The 12,661-nt window shown below is 34.6% G+C and carries 7 protein-coding genes; 6 read left to right on the forward strand and 1 reads right to left on the reverse strand.

Annotation, left to right across the window (positions count from 1 at the left end; genetic code table 11):
* Positions 1–12 precede the first annotated feature (12 nt).
* From AC2YHV_RS21180 to AC2YHV_RS21200, 5 genes are all read left to right on the forward strand, one after another.
* Entirely contained in the window at positions 13–3,366 is a 3,354-nt protein-coding gene (locus tag AC2YHV_RS21180) for a type I restriction endonuclease subunit R (RefSeq protein ID WP_487374050.1), read from the forward strand.
* 273 nt (positions 3,367–3,639) lie between these two features.
* Positions 3,640–4,827 (forward strand): restriction endonuclease subunit S, encoded by a 1,188-nt coding sequence (locus tag AC2YHV_RS21185; RefSeq protein ID WP_487374109.1) that lies wholly within the window; start codon positions 3,640–3,642, stop codon positions 4,825–4,827.
* Positions 4,828–4,843: 16 nt separating this feature from the next.
* On the forward strand, positions 4,844–6,802 hold the full coding sequence (locus AC2YHV_RS21190; RefSeq protein ID WP_487374051.1) for an HsdM family class I SAM-dependent methyltransferase: 1,959 nt from the start codon (positions 4,844–4,846) through the stop codon (positions 6,800–6,802).
* A gap of 6 nt (positions 6,803–6,808) precedes the next feature.
* Positions 6,809–8,461, forward strand: a complete 1,653-nt coding sequence (locus AC2YHV_RS21195) for an AAA family ATPase (RefSeq protein WP_487374052.1) — start codon at positions 6,809–6,811, stop codon at positions 8,459–8,461.
* Positions 8,462–8,481: 20 nt separating this feature from the next.
* Positions 8,482–9,567: a hypothetical protein gene (locus AC2YHV_RS21200; RefSeq protein ID WP_487374053.1), complete on the forward strand. Its 1,086-nt coding sequence runs from the start codon at positions 8,482–8,484 to the stop codon at positions 9,565–9,567.
* A gap of 238 nt (positions 9,568–9,805) precedes the next feature.
* Here the strand turns inward: AC2YHV_RS21200 and AC2YHV_RS21205 are convergent, their stop codons facing one another.
* On the reverse strand, positions 9,806–10,084 hold the full coding sequence (locus AC2YHV_RS21205; RefSeq protein ID WP_487374054.1) for a hypothetical protein: 279 nt from the start codon (positions 10,082–10,084) through the stop codon (positions 9,806–9,808).
* A 1,417-nt stretch (positions 10,085–11,501) separates the two neighbouring features.
* Between AC2YHV_RS21205 and AC2YHV_RS21210 the strand changes: the two genes are divergently transcribed.
* The gene (locus AC2YHV_RS21210; RefSeq protein ID WP_487374055.1) at positions 11,502–11,750 is read left to right on the forward strand and encodes a hypothetical protein; all 249 of its coding nucleotides are present in this window, start codon (positions 11,502–11,504) and stop codon (positions 11,748–11,750) included.
* The last annotated feature ends 911 nt before the right edge of the window (positions 11,751–12,661 follow it).

Below are 12,661 nucleotides of genomic sequence, written 5' to 3' on the forward strand. Positions count from 1 at the left end.
GGAGGAGAAAAGATGGGGTATAATGTGGACTTTCTAAAATCGAAATTTCCTATACTATATGAAGTAGCGATTGAAGCTGAGAAACATGTATATTCTGCGCCGCATACGTCTATATTCTATAGTCGTTACACTATGGAGTTGGCCATACGTTGGCTGTATGCTAATGATAAATCATTAAGAATGCCATTACAAGTTACACTCAATGAACTACTGATGGAACAAACATTTCAGCAAAATTTGAATTCTGGTATGTTGTTTACACTGGATTATATATGTCGGGTAGGTAATAAGGTACTACATAGCAGTGAGAGATATCGAATAAAGAAGGCTTATAAGGTATTTTCGTATTTATACGATTTTCTTAGTTGGATTTATACATATTACAGTGAAGCACCTTTTGGAGACCTTAAATTAGATGAAATACTTCTTCAACAACATGCCAATACTTTTACTAAGGAAAAGACACAAAAAGAACTAAAAGAACTGGAGAAGGATTTACAGCAGAAACAAGCGGCAATAAAAGAGTTACAACGAGAAGATGAAGAATTATGTCCAAGAATTGAGGAAATTAAAACACTTAATAAGGAACGTGCTAATAATATTACATTGTATACAGAAGCAGAAACGCGGAGGGTCATAATTAACGAAATGCTTGAAGAAGCAGGCTGGAGTAAGGATTTTGAAAATGTAACATCGGAATATAGAATAGAAGGACTACCTACTCGCTCTAACTGGGGGTATGCGGACGACATATTATGGGGAGATGATAAAAAACCTCTTGCCGTTGTTGAGTCAAAAAAAACTTCTAGATCGGCAAAAGAGGGTTGGTCACAGGCACGATACTATGCTGATGCATTAGAAGTAAAATTTGGCCAACGTCCAATAGTCTTTCTTACAAATGGATTAGAGATATATATTGCAGAAAATAAAGAGAGTTATTTTCGTAAAGTACATGGCTTTTATACAGCGGAACAATGCATCCGTATCATTCAACGTCGCACTAAGAAATTACAACTGAGCGACCAGCCCTTAAACAATGATATTGCAGATCGCTATTACCAAGTAGAAGCAATACGGCGCGCCACGGAAGCATTTGAAAGTGGAAAGCGACATGCATTGATTGTAATGGCAACTGGTACAGGTAAAACAAGAACAGTTATATCACTTGTGGATATAATAACTCGTTCTGAATGGGCTAATAAAATTTTGTTTCTTGCAGATCGTCGGGAGTTGGTTAATCAGGCCGCTACAGCTTTTGCCGAGTATTTGCCAACACAGCCTATTACAAATATGCTGAACGATAAATACGATACTTCTGCCAATATATATATATCTACATATAAAACCATGATAAATGCTTTGGAACAGCGGTTGCCTAATGGACAAAAGCGCTTTACCGTAGGTTCTTTTGACTTGATTATCATCGATGAAGCCCATCGATCTGTATACCAAAAATATGGTATGTTATTTGAATACTTCGATTCTTATATTGTTGGATTGACAGCGACGCCAAAAGCTGATCTTGATAAAAATACATATCGCATTTTTAAACTAGAGGATAATATACCAACCTATGCTTATGAATATGAACGAGGAGTAGAAGAAAAATTTCTGGTACCAGCTGTTCCTATTAAAGTAAAAACAAAATATATGCGTGATGGTATTAAATATAGTGAATTGTCAGAAGAAGAAAAGTTGCGATATGAAGAGGAATTTACAGATCCATTAACAGAAGTAATGCCAGAAGTAATAGAATCAAATGCTCTCAATAGATGGTTGTTTAATGAGCCGACGGCAGATGCAATTTGGAAAGTGATTATGGAGCAGGGGCTTAAAGTTAACGGAGGTGACAGGATAGGGAAAACAATTGTATTTGCCAAAAATCACAGACATGCTGAGTTTCTAGTAGATCGTTTTTATAAATTATATCCACATATGTCACCCGAATTTACACAAATTATCGATAATTATGTACGTCATGCGGAAGGGACTTTGCAATATTTCAAACACCCTGAAAAGTTTCCAATAATCGCTGTTTCTGTTGATATGTTAGATACCGGGATTGATATCTGCGAAATTCTAAATCTATTGATAATAAAACCGGTATATTCAAAAGCGAAATTTTGGCAGATGATTGGAAGAGGCACACGATTATGTGGGAACTTGTTTGGACCAAATAAAGATAAAGAGGAATTTTATGTATTTGACTTCTGTGGCAATATTGAATTCTTTGAAGCATTTCCAGAGGGGAAAGAGTCACAAATACAGATATCAGTAAGTCAAAAGATAGCAGAGTCAAAAACAAGGCTAATTCTTACTCTAGGAAAAGATTCTTTACGAAATGATGAATTGTTGCAAGAACAACGACAAACTATGATTGAAGAGATGGTCAAGGCAGTTAAAGCCCTTGATAAAAATCATTTTACAGTACGCCCGGTTCGTCAATATGTAGAGAAGTATGAGAATCAAGAGATTTGGGAATCACTTTTGAACAGTGAAGCACGTGAGGTAATTAACCATATAACGCCACTGCTTATTCTGGACGATGAAGAGGCAATTAAGCGGTTTGACAATTTAATATATGATATGGAGCTAACTTTTGTAGAAAATAACAAAATTAATATTCAACAAATGTCTCGTCTTCGTGAAATTGGAAAACATCTAGAAAAAAAGCGTACAATCGATGAAGTGAAAAATAATATTGAACTAATTCGTCAAATCCAAAAAGTAGATTTTTATGAAGGACTCACGGTTCCGGCTTTGGAAAAAGTGCGTAAACATCTTCGTAACTGCATTGTATATATGGACAGGGCTACACGTAAACCTTTATATACAGATTTCCACGACAGTATCATAGAGCATGAGGCAACGGTGTTACCGGTACAATCTAGCTATCAGGAATATCGTAAGTATATTAAATCTTATGTTAAGCAACATGAATCACACGTGGCAATTCAAAAAATTCGAACAAATAAACAGCTTACCCGACAAGACTTAGAAGAACTTGAAAAAATGATATTCCAGGAGCGTCCGGGCACAAAGTTGGAATTTCAACAACATTTTGGTACTGAAAAGTCACTAATAGGGTTAATCCGCGAACTGTTAGGAATGGACGTAAAAGCAGCAAAAGAGGCATTTGCAGAATTTTTAGAGGATAAGACATTAAGCGCAAATCAAATTGACTTTATTAATGTTATTATAGATTTCTTTGTACAAAATGGTCGTTTAGATGTAAAAATGTTGTTTCAAGAGAGACCATTCACAAACTATCATCAGTTGGGTGTGATGGGGTTGTTTCCGATTCAGGAAAAACGACAACGATTGTTACGTGCAGTTCATGCCGTCAATCAGATAGCGCAAGTATAGCTACTCCTATCAAACGAATAAATAGTTTTAAATACAAAGAAGAATATGCAAAAAGGAAGTAACAATTTCAAAGAGATTAGAATAGATGATGAGTTGACTTACTTCATAACACTTTTTTTAATATCAATTAAAGTTTAATATTTATAAAGTACATTTCAAAGTTTTATTACTACTAGTGTATAAGTGAGGAACATGAAATACCTTTAAGGAAGTGAGAGTCTTGAAAAAGAAGCTAATAATGAATTTTAATAATATAAGGGTAACCTTGAAGTGATGAATAGTGACTTTCGTATGCCGCAAGTAACCATCGTTCCTTTAAGCGACTTGGTTAAAATTAAAAAAGGAAAAAAAGTAACTCCTATGACGGAAAGTACAGAAGAAATAGTTTATCCTATTCTGAAGATCGATAATTTACGTGGAGAAGTGCCTAAAGAGTTTGGGTTTAACGAAAAAGGCGTTCTATGTTCACCTCATGATATATTAATTGTATGGGATGGTACGAATGCAGGCCAAGTAGGCACCAACCTTCAAGGGTATGTAGGATCAACTATTGCAAAAATGGAAATTATGAACTCAAAGAAGGTTCACTATATGTATCTCTACCATTTCTTGAAATTAAAGTTTGGTTACCTAAATCAGCATGCAGAAGGAGCTACGATCAAGCATCTAAATAAATCACGTCTATTAAACTTGGTACTTCCATTACCCCCTTGGGAATTTCAAGTTAAATTTGTCAAAATTCTAGAAAAAACAAGTGAAGTTGTTAAGAAAGAGAAAAGTAAGTTAGATTTGATAGGTCAACTTGTCCAAGCAGTTTTCCAAGAGAAGGTAGGACCTCTGGGAGATGGATATGAGAAGTGGTCTAAGGTTTCTATTGATAAGCTAGCTTCCAATATTAGATCGGGACCTTTTGGAAGTCAGCTCCTTCATTCGGAATTCACTGAAAATGGAGATGTCTTAGTACTAGGAATAGATAACGCTGTTAAGAGACAATTTGTTTGGAGTAAGAATGAACGTTACATTACTAGGGAAAAATACAAAAAATTATGCCGATATTCAGCTTATCCAGAAGATGTACTTGTAACTATTATGGGAACTATAGGGCGAGCAGCAGTTGTTCCTAATGATATCCCAAATGCTATTACCACTAAACATCTAGCAACGCTAACATTAAAAAAAGACTTAGTACACTGTGACTTTATTGCAAGTGCATTTAATTACCATAGCGAAGTGATTAGGCAAATGAATCAACTAAATCGTGGTGCAATTATGAAGGGGTTAAGTATCGGTACAATTCGTCAAATTCAAATTTCTGTCCCCCCAATGAAGGTTCAAATGGAATTTTCACGTATGGTAAGACAAATTCGAGAAATAGAAAAAAAAGTGCAAAGTAATTTTCAAGTAACTGAACAGCTTTATAATACTTTAGCTCATAATGTGTATAAAGTTCCAACTAAATAAGGAGGAGAAGTATTTATTGAACACTACAAAACTAAAAGGAGTCATTGATTCATTAGTTGATGTATTTTGGGCAGGTGGAATTAATAACTCTTATACAATAATAGAAGAGATTTCACAACTGTGTATTTTTCGTTTGATAGCTGAAAAAAGTAGCTCCAAGGGAAAAATTCATCAGGACTCTTCCTTGGATTTAACTGCTCGAGATCTGTGGTATTACTTAAAAGAATTTATAAAAGTGAATAGTCTAGATAAAGACCCAGTTGAAAATGAAAAGCGATTCAAAGAATTGCTGTTAGTGCTAAATCATGCCATCGGAAGCTTAAAAAGCATATATCCTGTTTTCCGGGTTGAGTATATGAAAGATATTTCATTTACTGTAACTAACCCTAGGGTTATAGTAAAGGCACATAAAATTGTTGACGATTTTTTTGAAGAATACGAATTGAATTTAATGGGAGATCTATATGAGGAATTATTAAAAACAATTACGACAATCGGGCAATGGGGACAATATGTTACCCCTAAACATGTCATTCAACCCATTGTCGAGATGTTAGCACCTAGGTCACAGGAAACCATATTTGACCCCGCATGTGGAAGTGGCGGTTTTTTGCTAGGGACATACGATTATTTGGTAGAAAAAGAAGGTAGCGTTAACACAAATATATATGGAACAGATTTTGATCCTACCATGGCACGGCTAGCTGTATATAACTTAATTTTTCATGATATAAATAATTTTTCTATTACCCATGCTGATAGCTTAGCAGAGGGAACAGTTACAAAAAATTATGATGTAATTATGGTAAACCCACCATTTTCTATTCGATATACGGATTATTTAACAACTCTTATTGGAGGTACTTCGGTTCGTACGACAGATCAATTATTTATAGAACTGTCTATTGCTCTCTTAAAGGAACTAGGGAGAGCGGCAATTATTGTACCGGAAGGTATTTTATTTGGAAACAAAAGTGAATTTCGGCGTAGGCTTATTAGGAGTTACAGGATTGAAGGTATTGTTTCGTTACCTCAAGGCATTTTTAAACCTTTCACTCTTGTCAAGACTTCAATCTTATTTTTGTCAAAATTGCAGAATATGAGCGATGAATTAGCTACACCATACGTATGGTTCTATGAGATTTCACAAGAAAGCTCAACAGCTACTGGAGAAGGCTCGTTCACAGATTTGCTATTGCGTTGGAAAAATCGTCAGAAAGATTGGAAAAAGTGGCAACAACTAAGTGAGCAAGGAGCTAATGAACTACAAGCAAGTTTTCATCCTCCAAAACAGTGGCAATTCAAAAATTTCTTTTTTGTTCATTACGATGAATTAGAAAACAATAACTTTAACATGTCCATGACCCATTACAAGAAGGTAGAGGAAGAAATTGTTGCTCATGTCACTCCTAAAGAATTAATTTTGAAAATTCAAGAACTTGACCAAGAAATACGAAGTAATTTGCAGGAATTGACTGGATTGTTAGACGATTCAAAGTGGCAAGAAATTAATGAAGATAAAGATGAACATCAACAAGAGCAGCTGAAACAGGCAGAAGAAGAAAAAACATCCGTATCAGAACCAGATAACTTTGATGAAATAGATATCTATGAAGGGCCATTAGAAATCCCTCAACAATTCTGTAAGTTGTTCGAAAAGTTCTCTTTACCACAACAAAAGTTACTGGAGACTTTCTATTATGAAAACCGGCCTTTAGCAGGTCATGAGGCAACAAAATTAATTCAAGATGAACTAAAGGGCCATGATTATCCAAAAAAGTTTAGTGTTCAGGAAGGGAAGAATTCAATTACGTTGTTTGAAGCATTTGGTATGTTGGAGCGTGAACAAACTGAAATGATGGAGTTTCCAAAGCTGACAGAGCAGGAGGGCACAAAGAATATCCTAAATTTCGAGGTTAAAACAACGATTGAGCGATGGCAAGTACCAGAGGATTTCAAGCGAAAAGGTAGGTGAAAAGAAATGAGGCTTAAATATGTTGAAATTGAACATTATAAGCATTTAGATAATTTTAAACTTAATTTCCGTCCATTAGACGAAAAAATTAATCCTGCGGCATATCGTTTTTTTATTGGGAAAAATGGTTCAGGAAAATCTGCAGCTATTGAAGCAATTAGTTTGATTTTTACTCGAATTTTGCAGGACGAGACACCGGGATTCCGTTTTAAAATAGTCTATATGATAGAGGTTGACGATATTATGACCGAAGTAACGGTTTGTAATAATGAAGACTTAGACAATGGAGACTGCGACTCACTATTGCTAGGACAAGTAAACGATCACCAAAAAGATATAGATTTCCAGTCAAAATTAATGATTACTATTAAAACACAGGAACATGGTGAACAACGCCTTTCTTTAAGAGATAAGCCATTTAGTCAACGTCGACAGTATCACCCAAAAAGAATTATTGCACAAGCATCTGGTCCTACGACGATTTTAGAAGATGTACTCATTCAATCTGCGGAGATGTCTTTAAAAAGTGATCTTTATGATGTGCGAGAGGGTTCAAAAACAAATAGGGACTATAATGAGCGAGCAAATGAGATTTCGTTGCTAGAAGGAAAGCTTAAATTAATAAGAGACGAGTCTCCTTTTCTATTTATTGATAGTGAAAATGCTATTTTTGTAATGATTGCATTGTGTGCTTGTTCACCGTTTTCTGATTCAATAGAAAAATACTGCGATTTGAGAGATAAACTTTTTAGCGTTGTAGGTAATATAAAGCCTATTTCCTTTTCATTAGTGGTTGAAGAAACGGCTCTTGATGAGTTGAAGAAACGGCCAGAAAATTTAACTTCTCCGGAACGCTTCTTTCTAAGCTTAATGGATTCAGAGGCAGATTTTTCCGACCTGGTCACTAGAAGGAAAAGTTCAATTCAGAAATGGGAAGAACTTGAGGAAGGAAACGAGAAACACGAGCTCGTAGCAATGTTCTATATCGAAATGATGGCTAGCTCTCAAGGTTTTTCATATCATGCGCCGAAGTTAGATAAGACTTATGATCCTATTATTTTATTAACTACATTGTTGCACGCCCGTAGAGAAGGATTCCTCTTATCTGCCCATTTGGCTTTTCAGTTGAACGAAGAAGAGGACTTATTGACAAATGGCTCACTTAGTGACGGCGAGTATATGTGGTTAGCTAGATTAGGCCTTGCTTTATTATCAAGATATGAGCGTGATTCATTATTTCTTTTTGATGAACCAGATGTTTATTTAAATGAGAACTGGAACATTGATTTTGTTCGACTCCTTTTCGAATTTACATATGAAACAGCTAATAATTCACAAGAGTTTATTATTGCTACCCATTCAACATTGGTACTTACGGATGTAGAACCAAATCAACTGTATCATTTTGTAGTAGATAAGGAAGGTCATCCACGTATTAAAGCTAATACAATTTCACCTTTTGGAGCAAGTCGAGATGAGATTTCTATGCGTATTTTTGGAACGTCAGGTTATATTGGAGAATTTTCTAAAAATCGCTTATCTCAACTTTTAGAAGAAGCCGATACAATTGAAAAACTTGAAGAATTAGAGAAAAAGGTAGGGCCAGGTCGATTACAATTCTCAATTCGAAATCGCATATATGAAATAGAAGAAGACTAATTTATTTAGAGGTGATAACATTGCTTCTTCAAACAGAGCAACCAGATTGCTGTCAAGACTTTGATCATGTGAGCAAATTTATTGATGGAATTTTTGAATATGCAGCGGATCCTGATAAAAGACCTTTTAATATAGAGGATTTTAAGACTCATTTTGGTAACACCGGAGATTGGTTTGTTGGGCTGAGTAGATCAGAGAAGGGGCCTGTTCGAAAAGGCCTACTAGGTTTGTTTAGTGTATCTCCTTTTGAAGTAAGTATTTTGAGAAAAGTTTTCGAGAATGACTTAGCATTTCATACTAGTTTTGATGATCAAGATTTTTGCTTTCAGGTTCAGTGTCTTCCGGAAAATCTTTTGGGAATTCTAAAAAACTTCATAGAACCTTTCTACACACAAATTTTTTGCCAATCCAGTTATCAATACATTACGGGCTTACAAATTAGTGGCTTTAACCGAGAGATATATCTTAAATATTATAAGGAAAAGAATCAGGATCGATATCAAGTATGTCCAGTGTGCCTGGGAAATATTCAGGGATATGAAGAAACATTTATAGCGCAAAACGAACATTATTTCCCAAAACAAAAGTATCCATCCTTAGGGTTTTCCCAACATAATTTAATTCCTATTTGTAGTGATTGTAACTCCCCGACAATTCATGGTTCGAAAGATCCGATTACTACTCACGGACCGGGTGCCATTTTAAAAGTTTTTTTACCTTATTATCGTACAGCCATTGATAATATAATCACAAAATTCACTAGTGTTCCAGGGGGATTTCGGGTGAATATTTGTGCAGTTAACCAGGACGATCCTATTCTTGTCGAAAGAGTTAGTAATTTGAATAGAATTTATCAGTTAGAAAAAAGATGGACTGCTCGAATTGGTGTACGCTTTGGCGACTTGCTGGCGATAATAAAAGCCCACAGAGAAACCATAGAATATACTGAAGAAGGTGATATAAAACAATGGTTAAAAAATTTCCTGCAAGCTCAAGAAAAGGGCAGAAGAGTAAGGAAATGTAATTCGGCTGATGCCTTTTTAGAAGCCAATTTCTATAAGTATCTGCATGAGGAATATATTGACAATTTATTTTCTCAACTATAAAAGAGTTCTGATATAGAAAAGCCTACTTACTAAAAAATGAATCACATCACTTGAAGAAGTGTATTAAGAGGAGTAGTGAAAAGGATTATAAATTAGAAACACTTTACATATATCATTATTGTTATCTAGAATGGGATCATATACCCTCGAAACTATTTTAAAGGTTACATGTAAAATATGAGTTTTTATAATGAGCATTTAGAGACGAAGCATTAACTTTCTGTAGACATCGATAACGTCAAAGAATCTTTCTTTGTAGCTTTCTTTCCCTTGCGTAACGGCCTGCCAAGTATGAAAGAGTGTTCCAAACGCCCAGGTGGACGTAACACATTGTGCGGTTGGAACATTCCATAAATGTTTCTTTTTCAGAAAAAGGAACGATAAAGTCGGCAATTGGACGTTCTGCTAATTGAGAAGCTCCTTGTTTCCCAACTTGTAAAGTTGCCGTACGCTTTTCCTCGTCAGTCAACGTTTCATAGATTGTTTTTGCATAGTTCATATCCTGTTCAATATTCATTTAAAGTGCCCCTCTTGCTTATGAAGTGAACCCAAAAAGTTAGACACTTTAATTAGCAACCATGAATGCTGTCATGAACTCCACTGCCAATGCGGTCATCCATGCACACTTTAAATTTAAAGAGAGAAGTGCCTATGCCGCTGCATCACCATAAAAGACTCATAAACTATCAAACTGGCGAAGGAGAACCTATCCTTTGAATCGTCTGCAGAAATATCAGAGATATTCTCAAGCTTGCGATCACAGAATTAATCGAGAAATATAGTAATTAAAAAAACGCCACACCCATTGGGTGCTGGCGTTACGTATACGTTAATTCACTAAAGTCTATGGATATAAAAAAGATCAGAAAAAATATCCAATTAACTTGACGTTAATATAGAAAAAATGGTATTCTGAACCAGATAGTGGTAGTCTCTATAAGTATTACTGGGGGTAATCTGTTAAGAGCTACACATTTCTCTATTACAATTGAATACAGAAAGGGGGTCGCACTCATGATAGATTGGAATTTTGGTATTTTTATTATTGCACTACTCACTTACATTAATCTCAAAAAATAAGTGGCCCTTTTACTAGAACGTAAGTGCTCTACCACTTTACGTTCTTTTTTATATATAATTTTACGTATTATACTTTTTTGTTCACTAATATTGAACATTAATTGTTAATGTTAATATTAATACTAATACCCGTAAAATGCAATAAAAAACGTCTGTTTTTTTGTGTATTTTTTTTCAACATATTTGTATCAATAAGAATACTGGTATTTAATCTGTTTTACCGTGGTATTTCCTAAGCTCATGACTGTGATCATTATATACCGGAAAATCATCTTTAGTATTATCAGTTTTTATTGTTTTCATACTATTAATAATTTTATGCATCAAAAGTTGAAGTACGCAGTGTTATACATACGACCACTAATTCTCCAACTTGCTTAACCTTTTCAATATTATTTGCACAGTATAGCTTAAATAGGACGACAAAATAAAAGCCATTTCCTATGTTAACTTATCAGTTTCGTTTATACAAAATCATTTAAACAAAGCTGGTCGAAAACTTAACTACACTATTATTTAATTTAACAGGTGGAAATTTAAAAAGGGTTATTTTCTAGTAAGATTGCGGGAGTTATTATTACAGGTTTACCAGTTGGATTAGGATTAACTTTCACAGAATCTCCAATTCTAGATAACGCAACGAAAGAGGTTAAAGATTTTGGAAATGGTTTTGTACATTTCAAAGAAAAGGAAGGATCATTTAAAGAAAAAATAGATACTCTAAGAAATAATGCTAACCATGAAATCGGTTTAGCAAATGCAACAATTACTAATCTTGAGAGTGAAAATGCAGATCTAACGAATCAAAAGGCAGATCTAGAAGCTCAAAAAGTAGAACTGAATAATAAAATCAAATGTTAGATTTAAGTAAACAAATCAAAGCTTTGGAAACAAAATTGAATACTAAAACTGCTAACCATCAGGCCACAAAGGATCAGTTAGCCATTAAAACAGCTGAATATGAGGCAAAGGTTAAAGAGCTTGCTGCAGCTAACAATTCAATTAAAAATTTAAATGCTACGCTTAAATATGCAGAAGAAAAAGCTAAACAAGCTGATAAATTAGTGGCTGAACTGGGAAAAGAAATTGAAATGGCTAATTAAGAAGTTGAGAAACACGGTAAAGAGGTTGAAAAGGTGAAAACTAAAACTGAGGCAGCTAATCCAATGACTAAGGAAGCAGTATACGCTGTAGATATCACTATAGATAAAGCGGATACAAGAAATCCAAAAATAAGAAAATCATTAGCATAAAATTTCTACTTCATCTCAAAATATAAGATTACTAGTAGTAATGAGATACAATAAAAACCTCTAAGGAAAAATCTTAGAGGCTTTTTCTCTGAATACGACTGGTCCTGGACAATCATTTCAGAGATCAAAATAAGGAGTACCTATATTATACAACGAAAGATTGTGAGTGTTCTGTGAAATGATATGTGTAAGTTGTGTACTTTTTTTTTAACACTTTTATTCTGTCTCACTACAATAAGATTACTTGTAATTTTGAGACAGCTAATTTTATAGGTTTCTAACTTCCTATAATCAATCTTATGTAAACTAGAAAATGAATGTGTAATCAAATAGGATCCATAAAGCCCCTACTTATAGATAGTCTAAATGTTACAAATGTAAATCGGCAATGATGCTGCCTGAATACGTTAAACCACTCAATGATTGGGAGGTTAGCCTGCCTGCCCTTTTTTACTATTCGGAAGGCAAAGGGAAAAAATAATAAAAAAAAGCAGCCGCCCGGCTGCTATCCTTGTGATTCTTTATTCTAATAATCCCTTAATCTTAATGAGTTCAGGCTCGTTCGGTATTCCGTACGTTCCTATAAGAAATTGAATCGCTTGTTATTAAACCTACTTCGTGGGGTAGCACTACAGACTGTACAGAATGGAAAGAACCCTTTTTAAATATTTATTCCATCTTTTTTCTCATATTCTGTATCATTAGATTAATCTTCAGTATTTATTTCAAGCAAAGAATAGGCAGAATGCAACAGTTAATGG

This window comes from Peribacillus sp. SRI_006 (genome assembly GCF_057586375.1).